General features: G+C 44.7%; 14 protein-coding genes. 6 read left to right on the top strand and 8 right to left on the bottom strand.

Going from position 1 to position 16,998, the window contains the following annotated elements:
* Positions 1–15: 15 nt before the first annotated feature.
* The 7 genes from HMPREF9441_RS04015 to HMPREF9441_RS03990 form a co-directional block, all read right to left on the bottom strand.
* Positions 16–3,576: a SusC/RagA family TonB-linked outer membrane protein gene (locus tag HMPREF9441_RS04015; protein ID WP_008618305.1), complete on the bottom strand. Its 3,561-nt coding sequence runs from the start codon at positions 3,574–3,576 to the stop codon at positions 16–18.
* A gap of 30 nt (positions 3,577–3,606) precedes the next feature.
* Positions 3,607–4,704 carry a FecR family protein gene (locus HMPREF9441_RS04010; protein WP_008618304.1) on the bottom strand — a complete coding sequence of 366 codons (1,098 nt, stop codon included), beginning with the start codon at positions 4,702–4,704 and terminating at the stop codon, positions 3,607–3,609.
* A gap of 173 nt (positions 4,705–4,877) precedes the next feature.
* Positions 4,878–5,492, bottom strand: coding sequence for an RNA polymerase sigma-70 factor (locus tag HMPREF9441_RS04005; protein WP_008618303.1), 615 nt, complete (start codon positions 5,490–5,492; stop codon positions 4,878–4,880).
* 117 nt (positions 5,493–5,609) lie between these two features.
* Positions 5,610–5,816 (bottom strand): hypothetical protein, encoded by a 207-nt coding sequence (locus HMPREF9441_RS18320; RefSeq protein WP_009391936.1) that lies wholly within the window; start codon positions 5,814–5,816, stop codon positions 5,610–5,612.
* Positions 5,817–5,907: 91 nt separating this feature from the next.
* A complete protein-coding gene (locus tag HMPREF9441_RS04000) occupies positions 5,908–7,497 on the bottom strand; it encodes a Fic family protein (RefSeq protein ID WP_008618302.1) in 1,590 nt (529 codons plus the stop codon).
* A 135-nt stretch (positions 7,498–7,632) separates the two neighbouring features.
* Positions 7,633–8,043, bottom strand: coding sequence for a hypothetical protein (locus HMPREF9441_RS03995; protein ID WP_008618301.1), 411 nt, complete (start codon positions 8,041–8,043; stop codon positions 7,633–7,635).
* 14 nt (positions 8,044–8,057) lie between these two features.
* The gene (locus HMPREF9441_RS03990; protein WP_244949605.1) at positions 8,058–9,305 is read right to left on the bottom strand and encodes a T9SS type A sorting domain-containing protein; all 1,248 of its coding nucleotides are present in this window, start codon (positions 9,303–9,305) and stop codon (positions 8,058–8,060) included.
* A 181-nt stretch (positions 9,306–9,486) separates the two neighbouring features.
* Between HMPREF9441_RS03990 and HMPREF9441_RS03985 the strand changes: the two genes are divergently transcribed.
* The 4 genes from HMPREF9441_RS03985 (at position 9,487) to HMPREF9441_RS03965 (ending at position 13,090) form a co-directional block, all read left to right on the top strand.
* A complete protein-coding gene (locus tag HMPREF9441_RS03985) occupies positions 9,487–9,825 on the top strand; it encodes a glycosyltransferase (protein ID WP_008618298.1) in 339 nt (112 codons plus the stop codon).
* A gap of 511 nt (positions 9,826–10,336) precedes the next feature.
* Positions 10,337–11,326 (top strand): glycosyltransferase family 8 protein, encoded by a 990-nt coding sequence (locus tag HMPREF9441_RS03975; RefSeq protein WP_008618294.1) that lies wholly within the window; start codon positions 10,337–10,339, stop codon positions 11,324–11,326.
* A complete protein-coding gene (locus tag HMPREF9441_RS03970; RefSeq protein ID WP_008618293.1) occupies positions 11,323–11,985 on the top strand; it encodes a DapH/DapD/GlmU-related protein in 663 nt (220 codons plus the stop codon). Before HMPREF9441_RS03975 ends, HMPREF9441_RS03970 begins: the two co-directional genes overlap by 4 nt.
* Complete coding sequence (locus HMPREF9441_RS03965; RefSeq protein WP_008618291.1) at positions 11,975–13,090, top strand: glycosyltransferase WbsX family protein; 1,116 nt, start codon at positions 11,975–11,977, stop codon at positions 13,088–13,090. The genes HMPREF9441_RS03970 and HMPREF9441_RS03965 overlap by 11 nt, the downstream gene beginning before the upstream one ends.
* Positions 13,091–13,637: 547 nt before the next feature.
* Here HMPREF9441_RS03965 and HMPREF9441_RS03960 read toward each other — a convergent pair.
* Positions 13,638–14,474, bottom strand: a complete 837-nt coding sequence (locus tag HMPREF9441_RS03960; protein WP_008618289.1) for an Rpn family recombination-promoting nuclease/putative transposase — start codon at positions 14,472–14,474, stop codon at positions 13,638–13,640.
* A gap of 353 nt (positions 14,475–14,827) precedes the next feature.
* Between HMPREF9441_RS03960 and HMPREF9441_RS03955 the strand changes: the two genes are divergently transcribed.
* Together HMPREF9441_RS03955 and HMPREF9441_RS03950 are read left to right on the top strand one after the other, a co-directional pair.
* Complete coding sequence (locus HMPREF9441_RS03955) at positions 14,828–15,895, top strand: glycosyltransferase family 4 protein (protein WP_008618282.1); 1,068 nt, start codon at positions 14,828–14,830, stop codon at positions 15,893–15,895.
* A gap of 182 nt (positions 15,896–16,077) precedes the next feature.
* Positions 16,078–16,989: a glycosyltransferase family protein gene (locus HMPREF9441_RS03950; RefSeq protein WP_008618278.1), complete on the top strand. Its 912-nt coding sequence runs from the start codon at positions 16,078–16,080 to the stop codon at positions 16,987–16,989.
* Positions 16,990–16,998: the final 9 nt, after the last annotated feature.

Genomic DNA, 16,998 nt, shown 5'->3' with positions numbered 1-16,998 from the left:
CTGTCTTGCAAATCATTAAAAACTGGTTCGTATAGATAAAGTCAACTGGCGTGGCAAAGGCATGGACACACCTCCGCTCTGGAAGAATTCCGGGTCCTGCCCATTCAGTTTCTTATCGGCATAGATGAGCCACAAATTGGAAGCCACCAACCGTAACTGCAAACGGTTCATGCCGATTGTTTTCATCCACTCCCCATTGAAATCATAAGAAAGAGTGAGTTCCTTCAACCGCAGGAAACCACCGTTGGCTACACGGATATCCGAATAGTTATAGGCATTATAGGCTATATCGAGATTCTCGATGTTGGCATACTGATAGGATGAAGGAATGGCCGGCACATTCGTGTAATGCTCATCGCCCGGCTTCATCCAACGGTTCTTCAGATCCTTCGGCATGGCACTGTAATCACCGTATGAAGCCGAGAAGTCCGGATCCAGGCGCAACTTATTGCCGGCCTGGAAAGTGAAATACAATCCCAACGTCCAAGCTTTATACTTAAATTGGTTATCGAAACCTCCCGTCACGGTTGGGTCCACCGAACCTTCATATTTCAGATAAGCAGGATCTGTACTTTGAAAGTTGATACCCGTAGAAGTCAGTTCGCCTTTCTCGTTGATGAACTGGGGAATCCCTTGTCCATTCAAACCTTTATACTGCAAAGAGAACAGTCCCCGTACAGGATAACCTTCCAACGGGGCACCTTCGGCCACCATCAAGTCGAAAATGCTGGAAGTAGACTCCAGGTTGGTAATCTCGTTATGATTATAAGCGAACGTAAGGTTCGAAGTCCACGAGAAATCCTTGCGCTGAATATTCTTCGTGTTGAGCGTAAATTCCACACCCCACGATTTCATGTCGGCATAATTGGCATATTTCCATTTTTGGCCTCCCATGCCACTGGTACGTATCAAACCGATAAGGTCGAATCCCCGGCGACTGTAAATATCCGTACTCAGACTGATGCGATTGCGCAACACTCCGAAATCGAAACCAAAGTTGAACTCATATTGTTTCTCCCACGTCAAATCCTTATTCTGCAAAGACTCGATATAAATCTGCGATTCTTTATATCCGTCATCGCCGCGGTAAGTAGTAGAGTTACGGAATACAGCCAAAGCGTTGTCTGCAGGTCCCATTGTAGCTGTCAATCCGTATGTGGCACGCAAAGAGAGGGTAGAAACCACATCCTGATGTTTCATAAATTCTTCTTCCAGCATATTCCACGAACCCGACACGTTCCACGTAGGCAACCAACGGGCATCACGCGAACGCCCCAAGCGGTTGGAACCATCCATACGCCCCGTCAGGTTGAATGTGTAACGTCCTTTATAAGAAAAACTTCCGGTAGCAAAGAATGCTACAAAACGGTCATAATACTGTGAAAGACCATAATAGTTATCACCCCCTAACAGCAATTGCTGGATGATGCGATAGTCTACGAAAGGCGTACCGCCACGATCCCATTGGAACCCGTATCCGTTGTTAAAACCGGACTGGCGGTCGGCCGATTTCACTTCGGAACCGGCCATGATATTAAAAGGATGCTCATTGGCAATGAGACGATTATAATTACCAGACACCCTGAAATAGTAACTCTTCAGGATATTGTTCGTCGTGTTGTAGAAACCGCCTTTCGGCATCACGACTTCGGGCACGGCATCCGGATTATCCGGATCACGGTAGAGGAACTTGTTCTTTTCACGGATGGTCGCATCTCCCGCCGCACGGTAAGCCATGGCCAAATTGGAATTCCCCGTAATCTTATGCTCCTGAGTAGATTTTACATAACGGAATGCTCCGATGGCACTCAAGTCCAGCCCCTTGACCGGCTTATAAGTCAGTTCCATCTGATATTTCATGTCGGCCATATCCAAATCTATATAATTGTTCTTGGCCTCATTCAGAATATTGAACGGCGCATAATTCATGATATACGTCTCGTCAGGACTCATCGTACGACTGGTGTTCAGGGCGTAACTGAAAGGGTTGATATCGAAATCGCGCGAATACTCACCGCTCACAGGATCTGCCGTACGGTCCAAAGTACCCGGCGCACGCTGGTTACGTACCGAACCGTTCAGGCTCACCCCTAACGTGAGCCACTTACTGATATCATAACTGGCATTCACATTGGCTGTATAACGACGGACCTTGTCAGACACGCTCCATCCCGGATCGTCGAGAAAGCTCATCGACACGTAATAACGGCTACGGTCGGTTCCCGAAGAAATGCTCACAGAATTGTTGCTTTGGATAGTAGGCCGGAACAATTCCTTAAACCAGTTCGTGTTGCGCATCTCGGCTTTCTGCAAATAAGCCAGACGAGCCGCCTCCGTATTCATAAGTTCTCCCCGGTATATCAAGTCGTTCATCAAATAAAATACCCCGCCGTTCTCCGTACGCGCCATCTTGGAATGGTTGAACCATCCTTTATCTTCCAACTCCATCAGAACAGACATCTGGTCTTTGGAATTCATAATATTATACTGGCGGTAAGAGGGACGAGTACGTACGGTGAACTCACCCGTATAACTGATACTGGCATGACCGTTCTTTCCTTTCTTAGTGTTCACCACAATCACTCCGTTCATGGCACGCGCACCGTACAATGCCGTGGCCGAAGCGTCTTTCAATATCTGGAAATTGTCGATGTCGTCGGGATTCAATCCGGCCACAGCGGAACTGATCAGCGTGGCGGCATTACCGGAAGAAAGATCATCGGCAGAAATCTCCACCACATCCTCCAGCACGACACCGTCCACAACCCAGAGAGGCGTTTGGTTACCATAGATGGAAGAAGCGCCACGCACACGAATCTTCGGCGCGGCACCGAACGTACCGGACACAGACTGTACGCCCACACCGGCCGCCTTACCTTGCAACATCTGGCTCACATCGCCCACACCATCCACTTTCGCTTCCTCACCGGAAATACGGCTGGCCGCACCGGTAAACAGCTTGCGATCGATTTTCTGATAACCGGTCACCACAACCTCATCCAATTTCTTTTCCTTATCACTCATCACGACTTTCATCGGTGTATCTGCCACTGCCAATTCCTGCGGAGCCATACCGACGAAAGTAAATTGTAGCGTTTTGCCGTCCGCTGGTACATTCAGTGTAAATTTACCGTCTATGTCCGTAGCACACATGGCATCCGGATACTCTTTACAACGCACGGCCACTCCCGGAAGCGGTTCGCCCAAGTCGTCCAGCACTACGCCTTCCACTTTTTTCCTCGCCTTCTCACCGTCTTTCTTCGCAGGATATATATTTATCGTCCGATCTTTCACCTCGTATGACAACGGCTGACCGGCCAAAATTTTAGCCAACACTTCATCGACACTCCCGTTCGTTACGTTCAGACTGATTCTTCGCGATAAATCCACATCGCCCACATTCAGCCACAAAGAATAAGACGTCTGGGTATTCAATTGCTCCAAAGCCTCTTTGACGGTCACGTTATTCAGATTCAGCGTCACAGTACCTTGCTGTGCCCAAACCGTTCCCGAACTGCAAAACAGGCTTAAAATCAGAAATCTTTCAAGTAGTTTTTTACGTTTCGCGTTAAACATTTCTCTATTTACTATAATTATTATAAATGATTATTCTCCGATAAAGACCGTGTCGCCTTTGATCTGATAGGAAACCTGTTCGCCTCTCAACATCACGTCCAATATGGCAAAAATGTCTTTCCGGTTCCGGAAATCGCCATAGTATTTTTCCTGCAATATGCCAGGTTTCTTCACTACGATATTCACATGAAACACCCGTTCCAACTCCTGCACAATCTGTTCCATAGACATCTCATCGAAAAACAAGGCTTCCGCTCCTCCCGCATGCTCCGTCATTTCCGTTTCCGCCGTATCCTCGGATATACCCTCATCCCTTTGTCCCACACAAGTCCAAGCTACGTCCGGTGCCGTTTCCACCACCTTCTTCTCCATCACATCCCGATTACGGTCCAACACGACCTGTTCGCACGGCTTCAAGGTTACGGTATGGGGCACACAGCCCGTCACACTCGACACATCCAGACTACCGCGTACCAAAGTGACCTTGGCAAAACGCTCCTCCGGATAGGACTTGAAATTAAAGACCGTCCCCGTCACCCGGACACGAATATCACCGGAACGAATAATAAAAGGTTTATGCTTATCCTTAGCCACTTCAAACATTCCTTCTCCTTCCAACTGAAGTTCGCGGTCGGCCTGCCCGAATCCCGGACTCAGTGTCAGACAACTCCCGGAATTCAGCCAAACTTTGGTTCCATCGGCCAGTATGATCCGTTCTTTCATTCCCTTCGGCACTTTTATCTCTCGCGCACCTCCCTGCACCACTTGTTCTTCTGCCGCTTTATCTTGCTGTTGCCATACAGCCAGTCCGCCTCCCAAAAAGACGACTACCATTGCCGCACAGGCCACTAATTTCCGACTGAAAATCTTGTGAACGAAAAAAAACGGCATATTCTCTCCCTTTATGCTTCTCAGGAAACGCCCGTATGCTTTCTTCCTTTCTTTTTCAAATATAGGTATACGTTGCTGAATGCCCATCCACCGATACAAAAGTATACGGCGCTCGTAATACTTACGGTGCTCTTCATTTGCCGAAACCCATTCGCGCAACACGTCTTCCGCCTCCGGAGACAAGCCTTCCGACCATTGCTTCTCTATCAATAAATCTATATCTCTATTTGTTTCCACTTTGACGCTTTTTTCTTCTAAGACGAAACAAATAGATACAATGGGTAGTATAAAAACAGAAATAATTTATTTATGCTTCAAAAAACAGCATAAACCGCCAAACTTTTCACCGAAAAAGCCATGAAAATTATGATTTAAAACTACAAACCATATTATTCTGACACGCACATTCTTCAATTCAAAGAATGAAGCAGTCTTGAAAGTAACATAAAAGACAATATTTGTAGCAAAATGTAAGCACTCAACTTATCCTGTAACTCCGCATGTGCCCTCTTCAGATGATATTTCACGGTATTCACCGAGATGTGTAACATATCGGCAGCCTCCTGGTAAGTCTTATTCTCCATGCGCACCAGTATAAAAACCCGCCTCCGCTCCTCCGGCATCTCATCAATCGCCCGGTCCAGCAACTCAGCCAATTCATCCGAAATCAATTGCTCGAACAAGTCCTTTTCGTCTGCCATTGCCCCTCCGAACATTCCGTCCAAGGAATCATAATACCCTAAAAAATCCGAATTCTGACGCTGCGTCCTGAGATAGTCGATACATTTGTTGCGCACGGCACGTAAAAGATAAGCACGCAAAGAAGTCGTAATCACCAGTTCGTTTTTCTTTTCCCAAAGGTTCAACAAAACATCCTCCGTCAAAGTCTGGCACATGGCGGAATCGTTCACATAATCCATGGCCACACTGCACATCAAAGCATAATAATCCTTAAAGACTTTCTCAAAAGCCTTTAAATCACCTTCTTTGATGCACTTGATTAACTCATTATCCCCTGTGTCCATGAACAGCTTAATTAAATAAGTCAAATACAAAGATAAAACAAATGATTTTATTTTCCTTATATCTAATTCACAAAAAGTGACTATATACGACAATACCCTAAATTCCACTACACCAAATCATCCTACCTCAGAGGTGGTTACGTGGCAATGTTTGGGCATGCCACGCCTTTCCAATAGTTGTATGAGATAAGGATAACGGTGGGTGACGGAGGGGGGGGGAGAAGACAAATGGAGCGGTAGAGTGGCGTGTATCTTGGAAAACTGATTGACCACCTTATTGAAAGCGGAACGGGCAAAGAGGAATATACCCGTATCTGTAAACATTATTGTTCTGATACGAAAACAAGAAGTCCTTCATAAAGTTTGAGGGGCTTCTTGTTTGATTATAAATACTCCAAATATAATCCCAGTCGAACTATTTTGCTTTCTCGATATTTTTTGCCGCAACATACATTTGGTTACGACTTGTCGGGCTGTCTGGTTCCGTCATTTCCAACAGTCCCGCTTCAATCATCGGGGTGATATAGACATTCATCACGTTCTTCCGGGCTTTCAGCCCCAGATGTTGCATGATGTCAAGCAAAGGCTTGGGTTCTGTACAGAATCTCAGGATTTTCGCTTTTTTCTGCTCCTGCCCGCGGGAAGGTCTTGTACCTTTTTCTTGGGTTGTTTTCTTGGGATGTTTTCTTGGGTTGTTTTCTTGGGTTGTTTTCTTGGGATGTTTCGGTGAATCCTGTTTTCCCAGTCGTAAAGTCAGCACCACATAATCCGGACGTGTCTCCTCTGCAACGGTAGGTAACGGCCAGCCCAGCGATTTCCACCCGCTTACTATCTTATCCACTCCGCTGCCTGCTTTCTCGGCACGGCCAAGCATCATGAACATCTTCTGTAATATAGGATTGCGGCAAATGCTGCGCCCTCCTTCGAAGTATTGCTGTCTGGAAACCAGCATTATGCCCTGGTTCATGAAAACAAGGCTGTCATCAGTACGTTCCACTATGATATGTCCTTGGGCATTTATATCCTGATGGACTATGCAGTTGATAAGAGCTTCTCTTACAGCATCATGAGCGGGCGTTTCTTCCTGGCGTATTCCGTCTTTCATCATGAACGGACGGGGCAGGGGTTGGATTAGACGGTTATATACCCTCATATAGAATTGGTACAGGTTGGCCTCCCACATTCCGTCTGGGTAGATGCGGTGCGTCCATCTTATATTGGGATCATCTGTGGCGATACACTCACGATAGTCCACAAAATAAGTCGGGACACCAGAATTATTGATGATGCTGTCGTATTTACCGAACATTAGGATTCCGGCCAGTGTGAATCCCTCTTTTCCTGTTTCATATTCAGTTGCGTAGGCTCCGACCTTTTTCAGGAAATCCATGTCGCTGATACCTGTCCACGGATGGGTGGGCTGCAGGCTGGCAAGGGTCTGGCGGTACTGGTGCAGGGTTTCAATATCTATATCCCTTTCAAAATTATACCCCACAAGAATACGCCCGTCCTGTGGATGACGATCGTGCTCTGCATCTGCAAACATACGCCTTACTTCTACATCCGTACAGACATAATCACCTTCATGGTTTCTCCTGTAAGTATTGCCGAGCGGATTGTTGTTGATATAGACCGGACGAAGCTCGTAGCTTGCCCGGGGAATCTCACATATAAGGATATACGAGCCGTCAATTTGCTCAATCCTTACGTCAGATTCGTGGGGCAGACATACGCTTACCTTTCCTTTATTGTGGGCACAGTCCCAAAAGTTCTTTTTGTATCGGACGATGGTTTCTTCCGTTAGTCCGTCGAAAAAGAAACGGTTATTTTTTTCCACGACGCCAAATACGATTGTTCCCCCATTGGTATTGGCGAAAGCCGAATAGCTTTCCCAAAAGCTACCGGGAAGACCTCCGCGTGCTGATTTGAACTCAACTTCCGAGGTTTCTCCTTTGCCTATCAGTTCTCTGATAGTATCCTTTGTGTCTGTTAAATTTTTCTCCATAACAAGATTGGATTGGTTTAAGGGCGCAACAGTTCCCTGCGGTTCATGTTCAGTACTTCCGTTATACGGGATATTCCGCTAAAAACGCAAAATACCCCGTCTATTTCATCCGGTTTCCCGAACCGCCAAACATGGTCATAGTGGAGCGATTTCCAACACGCCTCCTTTCTCGCATTCAAAGCCGGCTTCCAATGTGGTCGTATCAGAAGCTTTCATCGTCACGTTTGCTCCAGACTTCACCACGACCTTTCCCTGCGGCTGCGCAGTCGTCACCTTCTCTCCGGCCATAATATTTTCGCCCGTAACGGTATGCGTGGAAGTAAACGTCCGGTTTTGTACATAAACCACCCCGCTATCCTGCACACGAGCCACGTAGGGCCTATAATTATGCTTGTCCACCGAGATATAGCAATCCGACGGGATGTTTTCAAAAGTAGCCGCAGACGCGTTTTCCACGGACGAGAAATAAGTACCATCTTCGGTAGTGGCCGTAATGGTACAAGCCGTCCCCCATAACAAAAAGAACAGATTCATCCAACGTTTCATAAGCACCTCCTTCCTTATTGGGTAATGATCATACGTTTGGTGTCGATCACCTTGCCATCGGCCACCAAAGCATAAAGATACATTCCGGGGGCGAGGCTTCCGGCTTCAAGCGTCACGGAAGACTTGCCACGGCTCTGTAACATCTTTTGATCTATCTGCGTACCGTTCAAATCATAAATGTATAGGAATGCAGACCTCACACTTTCCGGCAACGTATAGCGCACCACTGTCGTTTGCATAAAAGGATTCGGGTCGTTTTGCTCCAATGTCGGGACATCCAATACGTTGCCACCGACACCTGTTTCGCTTCCGTTCCGAGCACGCACATTATAGGTCTGCGTCCCCTGCAATGACACCACCTGGGCACGAAGCTCATTGACAGACTGCACTAAAAGCGGAATCATCTCCGTGTAGTTGATACAAAGGTCGCCTTCCTGACTTTCATAAACCAAGTCTGGATAGACTTCTTTCAGCACCTCGGCATCCAGTCCGTAATGCGTTTTCTCCAATGCTTGTATGTCCGTTACGGAACAGGGAGCGGCAGCCACGGTATCGCCCGACGCAGCAAAAGCCTGCGCCGCTTGTGGTTCGGACAGGTTATACTGCACGGCGGTCAACTGAGAAAGTTTCTCGCCCACCGACATGCTGTTCTCTCCATCGCTTTCCGCTGACAAGGGCACCACCGCCGAACGCCCCATCAAGGCGGAACGGGAAGCGGAAGGTGTCAACACCGTACCATAAAAATTTCCTGTAGTACGGACATCGCCTTGAAAATAACCGGCATAACGTCCGGGAACATTAAGATCTATATTATCCAAAACTCCTACCACAGCCGCACCATTCTGACTGCCTCGCAGATTGCCAAAAACCGCATAATTATAACCACTGGTCGAATTTCCGGATTCACCAAATACACCCCACGCTCGACCTCTACTCAAAGAATTGGATGTATACGCCCTTCCTTTCACCCCCATATAAAACTTCATCCCATCAATTACGTTCTCACCATAAATAGCCATAAGGTCATTAATAGTAACCCCCGTAGTACCATTACGCTTCACATAAACGCCTTGATCATTAGACCGAAAAGCGGCCTTCCATCCCCCGCTTCCAGTAACGCTTTGGTCTCCACCTACCAATAGTGCAGACTGTGCTACTACCGAAGATTGAATTCCCACATTCCCATTGGAATGTACTTTCAACTGTGCAGACATATTGGTAATAGCGAAAACAACGCTTACCAATGCAATTAACTTTTTCATAAGCATTCTTTTTTAAGATTAATACTCGACATCAAATATAACAATATTAACATTAGAGTCCAAGTGAAATTTCATTTTTTTGCAAGACATGTTCAAAAAAACACATTTTCTAAATAAAAAGCATTCAAAACCATCATAAAAACAAAATATTTCATATTTTTGCCCCAGACAAATAAGCCCTATGGGAAAAAAGACAGTATCAGTCGTAATGTGTACATACAATAGAGAAAAATACCTGCGCGAACAAATGGATTCCATCCTCGCGCAAACCTACCCTATCCATGAAATCATCGTTTGCGACGATTGTTCCACAGACGGTACAATGAACATTTTACAAGAATACGCTACAAAATTTCCATTCATCAAAGTACACCGAAATACACGAAATAAAGGATGCAATCAAAACTTTCATGATATATTAGTAGACTATATAGCAATATCCGACCAAGATGATATTTGGTTCCCAAAGAAAATAGGAACGGAAGAAAATTGTCCAAGCATAAGCCACATTCCCCTATAGCTCCTTATGTATATGGAACATATAACTTCTTCAAACTTAGAAACACGGAAAGTTTCAAATGTTTTTACAACAATATTTATGAAAAAACATCTCCAACACACCATCCCATCTTACACCAAATAACTAAGCTATTCAATAGCCACAACCCTTTGGATCTTTTACGGCTTTGTTTCGTTTGTATGAAACATCGCAAACAAATATATCCCCATCCTCACAAGGGTAAAGGGTCTATTTTTGCGCTTCGTGGCTTTTTCTCTCCATTCATTTGTACTTATTATAATATACAATTCTACAATACGGAAACTGAGCACAACTCCCAGTTGAATAAAAAACAGAAATGAAACCTTAGGTTCGTTTCTTACAAAAACGTATATCATATAAAAAAGATACTCCAAAAACTTGGGAAGACAAAAAAGTTTCCATATTTTTGCAAAAGAATGAATCCTAATAACAAAAGGACAAAACATAAAATGGAACAAAGTATTATCCGTTTTTTCTAATAATTCCACAAATGGACAATATGCAAAAAATACCTGTGTTCTTTACTTTTGACGCTAATTACTTGTTAGCAGCAAAGGTTGCCATTCACTCCATGATGAAACATGCCTCACGGCAATATTGGTATGAATTATATGTATTCCATACAACTTTGTCCCCAAAAGCCCAGCAATCTTTACGGAACAGCCTAAAAGAATTTACACATACCGAATTACACTTCATCGATGTCACACAATACAATGAAAAAATCAAAAATTTCGGGACTAAAGCACATTACTCCAAAGAAATTTTCTATAAACTTATTGCAACAGACGTCCTTCCGCAATATGACAGGATTATATGTTCGGACGTAGACGTAGTTTTTACCGGTGATTTCTCTCCCGTATTTTTCATGTTCCCGAACGAAAAATTTTATTATGCCGGTGTCGGACCAGTGGAAAACAGTCGTATGCCTTACTACCGGAAAGACTTCAGTACGACGGAAATGGAAATACTTGAACATGAAATTGCTGCAGGATTCTTACTCATCAACCTTAAAGAATTGCGCAACGACCATAAGCAAGAAGAAATTATCAACTTTTATGTCAACAACTATCCACGACTACGTTTGCCGGAACAAGACTGCATTATTTTAACCTGTTGGCCCTACATCAAATATTTACCGATCGATTATAGCTTGCCTATCTCCTTCTATCGGTTAAACATGAACCAAAGAGATTTTTATCAAGGCAATACCGAATTTGCAGGAGACAAAGCCACTGCACTCGCCAAGTTTAATAAAGGATTGGCACATCCCGTACAAATTCATTATGCAGGTTTCGACAAACCGTGGAATTGTTTCCGGCTCACCCGACGGCAAGACTGGATAAAGGCTATGAAATCCACCCCGGGAGGAATGGTATTATACCTCAAATCGTTACCGCGGAATTTATTGATGCGAACTAAGCGATATAGCCTGAAACGATTCTTACGAAAAACTTATAAAAGAATAACCAACAGATGAATTTCGCCTCAAAAATACCTGTATTACGAAGTTTTGCCCGCGCCTATGCACTTACTAAATTCAAAAAAGAATGGCGCAAACGCAATAAGCAAAACCAAACCGTACCAATGAATACCTTTCCCATGGAATGTGTTGAAGTAGGCAACGGTACATACGGAGAGTTGCATATCTTGAGCTATTTTCCTCCAATAGAGAAATTGACAATAGGAAACTATGTATCATTAGCTTCAAACGTACATTTCATTTTAAGCGGTAACCATCAGACCGAAACGCTATTCACTTATCCCATACGCTCAACCCTTGAAGGCAAACACTGCCAGACAGACAGCCGTAGTAAAGGTCCTATCATAGTTGAGGATGAAGTTTGGATTGGCTACGGAGCAACAATACTATCCGGTGTTACGATTGGCAAAGGAAGTATCATAGCAGCCGGAGCCATTGTGACATCCGACATTCCTCCCTATGCAATTGCTGGAGGCAACCCGGCCCGAATCATCCGTTACCGAGTGCCCGAAGAAATAATTCCAATTATCAAGGATGTCTATTTAAATGATTTGCACCCAACGCAAATAACAACGCTTTTAGATGAGTTATATCGTCCGCTAAAGACCACAGAGGACGCATTACGTATCATAAAATTACTTCAACATGAAACCTAACAATAATCAAAAAGTAAGGGTTATCGCCTTTTATCTGCCGCAGTTCCATCCCACCCCGGAAAACGACAGATGGTGGGGCAAAGGATTCACGGAATGGACCAACGTGGGCAAAGCCAAACCTTTATTCAAAGGACATTACCAGCCACGTGTGCCGGCAGATTTAGGCTACTATGACCTTCGTTTGCCGGAAACACGTCAAGCCCAAGCCGATATGGCACGTGAATATGGCATAGAAGGTTTCTGTTACTGGCATTATTGGTTTGGAAATGGCAAGCAACTATTACAAAGACCATTCAATGAAGTGCTAAATAGCGGGAAACCGGATTTTCCCTTTTGTTTGGCATGGGCCAATCACAGTTGGGAGGACAAACAATTCAACAAAGATGGGGGACATAAAATGTTAATGGAACAACTCTATCCCGGGGATGAAGACTACATTGCACATTTCAATGCTGTGTTACCCGCTTTCCAAGACCCAAGATATATTCGCATACACGGAAATCCAATATTTGTAGTCTACTCTCCTAAAGAAATCCCCAATCCTCCCCACTTTATCGAACTGTGGCAAAAGCTTGCCTCCCAACACGGTTTCCGCATTCACTTTGTAGGACATACCTCTAAAATTGAAGATTTGGCTATGTTTCGCCAATGGGGATTTGATGCTAACGTTTTAATAAGGCTATTTGATGTATTCAAAAAGGATTTTTCTTTGTGGGAGCGCATAAATGCCAAGTTCCAACGTATTGCATTAAAAAAAGGACGTCGTATTGAATATAGCCGTGCCTCTCAATACTTTCAAGGACCTGAGGAACAAGCTAACGACTGTTATCCTACTCTCATTCCTAATTGGGATCACTCTCCCCGATCGGGCCGCTCCGGACATATCCTCATCAACTCAACCCCTGAAAAATTTAAAAAACACATTATAAAATCATTCAACAACATATCACATAAAACAAGAGAAGATCGTATTGTATTCCTCAAATCCTGGAATGAATGGGCTGAAGGGAACTATATGGAACCTGATCTGAAATTCGGAAGAGGATATCTTGAAGCATTAAAAGACGCTATTCAAGATGTATTTTATCTATTGAAAGACAAATGAAAACGGTTTATCTACCATTTCTGTCACAACCTATAAAATTCATCCAAAGCCCCTATATCAATACTTATCGTTTCTATCGGAACAGATCAGGACTCCACCTGAAACCGTACGACACAGACACAATATCCACAGTTGACAGGCCCCAAAGACTCCCAAAAACACTACAACAACTACAGCAGAACGATTTTCCGTTTGGCTGTAAACGATTTCTCATTTTGCGGCAAACGAGAAAAAGAACAGAGGAAGGGCGGATAACACTTCCCTGCCCACCCTTCAAGAAGTTTTCTCGGAAAAGGGTTCGCATCCTTCATATTATTTGTATACCAATAAATTACGGTGAACTTTCTTCTATAACGTCCTTCACCAAAGCTTCACCTCTCCTTCACTCAAAGAGGTATTGTGCACAACCGAATAAACTATAAAACAAGCCATTAAGGTGAACCCTATTGTTTTTGTGCGAAAAAATGAGCTCAAACCATTTTGAAACGGTATATCCATCAACCGAACAACCATATTCACGTCATGAAAACGGAATGAGTTCATCCTATCACAACCCGGCAATCTCGTCCAAGGACAAGCCTGTGGCAAGGCTTATCGTCTCTACCGGAATCAACATCGCTTTCATCCTCCGAGCTACGTCCAACGTTCCTTCCACAAAACCTTCTGCACGACCTTTCTGTTCGGCGAAATCCAACGTGGCCAACTGGTCACGGTACACCTTGATGCTTTCGTCGTATTTCATACGCTCTTCTTTCGACAAAGACGCGATGTCCACTATCTGCTCCAACTTCTCGAACACAGACTTACGAGCCTTGAAAGGCAACCTCTGCAATGTCTCCATATTTTTCAATACATATATCCAACGTTCAAAGTCATTCTCACACTCCGATTCCTCCTTCTTAAAACAAGGCAACTGCAGGAACACGAAACGGAGCTTATCGGAAAACGGCACGTGCGTGTCACGATCCGACAGCACCACGTCCGTACGGAAATTGCCCTCGGAATCCTTCATCTCGAAATTCAGGAAAAAAATACCGTAAACGGCTTTTAAATTGAATTTCCAATTCGCACCGCGTTCGCCCTGCCGCGACATCGCACGACACAAATAATAAATCGCACGCTCACGGATATAAGCCTGCTCGCAGTTCTGCATCTCAACGATGAACTCCTCGCCCGACTCCGTCGTGCAATAAATGTCGTAAATCGTACCACGGTCTCCTTGGAATTCCGGCAACAGCTCCTTGTCTAAGAAACTGATGTCCTTTATTTGCTTCTCGCCTTCCAACAGATTGTTCAGGAAGTCTATCAATAAGTCTTTATGGACGGACTGACCGAAAATCCGCTTGAAGCCCACGTCTGTGAAAGGATTGATGAACCTGCCCATAACACCATGTTTTAACTTTCACAAAGATAAAGAAATATCCTATCTTCCAAGCATAAAAACGGGAAACGAACACATAATTTTTGTTAAGCTTCCATTACCAACAAAAGACAAAGAATGTTAATGCCGACAAACTGAAACTTGTCGCAACAAGAGATTTTATTTATTTTTGTAAACTCTTATAATCGTTGACTGCAAATACATTAGCAGCAGACAGTGATGCGAGGCACTTCTTTGTACAAAAAACAACGGTCTTGGCAGCAACGAATCTATTTGGAAACGGGAATCTGTATAATACAGTTTATGGCAAAGGCCATACGTAGAATCAAACGCACATTGAAAGGGGATTTCGGAACATGAAGATCTATTATTACCACACACGTCCCATAGAGGAAGCATTGAAGGAATGGGAGAAGCATTTGCACCCCGGACATATCCTGTATGGACTTACCCATTTCAACAAATATGGCATCACGCCGATACTCCATCCTTTCCGCCGTTTTTCATCCCGCCTCAAATTATCATTCTACAACTTCTTCGAAATTATACGTTGCAAGGAAACATACGATTTGCTATATGGTACTTCTTTTTACGGTTTAGAGCTTATTATATTTTGCCGCGCTTTGGGATTGTTCCGCAAACCTATCGCCATTTGGCATCACCAAGCCGTAGTCCGCAACCCCAACCCAATAAAGAACATGATTTCACGCTTCTACTACAAAGGTATTGACCAAATGTTCTTTTTCAGCCGAACCTTGATAAACGATTCCCTGCAATCGGGCAAGGTTACTGCCGACCGGTTGCACCTGATACATTGGGGAGCCGACATCGACTTCTATGACTACCTACGCCAACATCTTCCTGCCACAGGCAGTGGGAAACAGGAAAAGGCATTCATCACGACTGGCAAAGAACATCGTGACTTCGCCACATTGCTTAAGGCATTTGCCGAAACAGGGCTTCCCGTCGAAATCTTCACCACTCCGGATCCGGAATATCAAACCCTGCTGAAAGCATACAAGGCATATTCCAATATACAGGTACATTTCACGGTGGGTATTCTCCCCCACATGCTAGCCACGGAAGTTTGCCGTTCAAGATTCGTAGTAATTTGTTGCCAAGACTTTCCTTACACCGTCGGACTGACCACTCTGGTCGAGGCTTTTGCGTTAGGCCTCCCCGTAGTCTGCACCCGTAATCCCAAATTTGAAATGGACATAGAGAAAGAAGGCGTGGGAATCTACGTGGACTACAATGATGTGGAAGGATGGAAACAAGCCATTACATATTTATACACTCACCCCGAAGAAGCCCGACAGATGGGGCATAACGGCCGTAATCTGGCTGAACGGGAATTTAATTTAGAACATTATACTTACGAATTATCTGTGATATTAAAAAATATGGCAAAAACGTATGGTTAATGAATAACATTCACAATGTTTCCTGCCTCCCAAATTGCCATGGTAGGCAACAGCAAACGACAGTCCGCCACTTTACCACAAAAACGAAGGCTCACGATCGGTAAAAATCCGGCCTCCGCACGGCATGAAATCGAAAATAAAACCTTATCTTTGTTTTCAGACTAACACAGGAGGATTAAGTCATGGACACAGCACCGATATTATTATTCGTCTACAACCGCCCCGCACACACCCGGCAAGCCTTAGAGGCCTTGTCGCGCAACACGTTGGCCGCTGCCAGCGACTTGTTCGTCTACTCCGATGCCGCACGTTCGGAAGCCGACTGCGCAGCCGTGGAAGAAGTGAGGCACATCGTAAGGGAAGCCAAAGGTTTCCGGCAAGTACACGTCACGGAACGTGAACAGAATTGGGGACTGGCAAGGAACATCATAGACGGTGTCACCACAATGGTAAACCGGTACGGACGGGTCATCGTATTGGAAGACGACTTGGTCGTGGCTCCGCATTTCCTCCGGTTCATGAACGACGCACTGGATATTTACGCTGACGTCCCCCAAGTAGGACACATACAAGCCTGCGACTTTACCAATGACCCGAGTTTGCCTGACACGTTCCTTATCAAATGGACCGGAAGTTGGGGGTGGGCCACTTGGAAACGCGCCTGGCAGTTCTTTAATCCCGACGGGAAAGCCTTATTGGAAGAGCTCAAACGGAAGAAGCTGACCTACACATTCGACTTTAACGGAAAATACGGATATACACGCATGCTCCGCCGACAAACCGAAGGAAAGAATAATTCTTGGGCCATCAGATGGAATGCCTCTCTTTTTCTCAATGACATCCTGTCGCTCAATGTGGGAAAATCACTTGTACAAAACATCGGGTTCGACGGTAGCGGAACGAATTGCGGTGGCGGAAACCTATACCGGTCAGGGCTTTATATGGAGCCATTACCGGTGGTAAAAATAGAACCGATAGAAGAATGCGCCGAGGCAAGGAAAGCCTACTCACGTTATTATGCCAAGACCAATTCATTCATGGCCAAAGCCATAAGACGAATAAAACGGACATTAAAGGGAGACTTCGGTGCATAAGTCCATGCC

Origin of the sequence: Paraprevotella clara YIT 11840 (assembly GCF_000233955.1) — a bacterium.
In the GTDB taxonomy this organism is placed as follows: Bacteria; Bacteroidota; Bacteroidia; order Bacteroidales; family Bacteroidaceae; genus Paraprevotella; species Paraprevotella clara.
This window is presented reverse-complemented; position numbering and strand designations above follow the sequence as displayed.

What these genes read in the sequence shown, in the direction of transcription:
- HMPREF9441_RS03990 (WP_244949605.1), bottom strand. Translation starts at nt 9,305, where the DNA reads ATGAAAAAGTTAATTGCATTGGTAAGCGTTGTTTTCGCTATTACCAAT.
- HMPREF9441_RS03995 (WP_008618301.1), bottom strand. Translation starts at nt 8,043, where the DNA reads ATGAAACGTTGGATGAATCTGTTCTTTTTGTTATGGGGGACGGCTTGT.
- HMPREF9441_RS04015 (WP_008618305.1), bottom strand. Translation starts at nt 3,576, where the DNA reads ATGTTTAACGCGAAACGTAAAAAACTACTTGAAAGATTTCTGATTTTA.
- HMPREF9441_RS03975 (WP_008618294.1), top strand. Translation starts at nt 10,337, where the DNA reads ATGGACAATATGCAAAAAATACCTGTGTTCTTTACTTTTGACGCTAAT.
- HMPREF9441_RS04005 (WP_008618303.1), bottom strand. Translation starts at nt 5,492, where the DNA reads ATGGACACAGGGGATAATGAGTTAATCAAGTGCATCAAAGAAGGTGAT.
- HMPREF9441_RS03950 (WP_008618278.1), top strand. Translation starts at nt 16,078, where the DNA reads ATGGACACAGCACCGATATTATTATTCGTCTACAACCGCCCCGCACAC.
- HMPREF9441_RS03970 (WP_008618293.1), top strand. Translation starts at nt 11,323, where the DNA reads ATGAATTTCGCCTCAAAAATACCTGTATTACGAAGTTTTGCCCGCGCC.
- HMPREF9441_RS03955 (WP_008618282.1), top strand. Translation starts at nt 14,828, where the DNA reads ATGAAGATCTATTATTACCACACACGTCCCATAGAGGAAGCATTGAAG.
- HMPREF9441_RS04000 (WP_008618302.1), bottom strand. Translation starts at nt 7,497, where the DNA reads ATGGAGAAAAATTTAACAGACACAAAGGATACTATCAGAGAACTGATA.
- HMPREF9441_RS18320 (WP_009391936.1), bottom strand. Translation starts at nt 5,816, where the DNA reads ATGTTTACAGATACGGGTATATTCCTCTTTGCCCGTTCCGCTTTCAAT.
- HMPREF9441_RS03960 (WP_008618289.1), bottom strand. Translation starts at nt 14,474, where the DNA reads ATGGGCAGGTTCATCAATCCTTTCACAGACGTGGGCTTCAAGCGGATT.
- HMPREF9441_RS03985 (WP_008618298.1), top strand. Translation starts at nt 9,487, where the DNA reads ATGGGAAAAAAGACAGTATCAGTCGTAATGTGTACATACAATAGAGAA.
- HMPREF9441_RS03965 (WP_008618291.1), top strand. Translation starts at nt 11,975, where the DNA reads ATGAAACCTAACAATAATCAAAAAGTAAGGGTTATCGCCTTTTATCTG.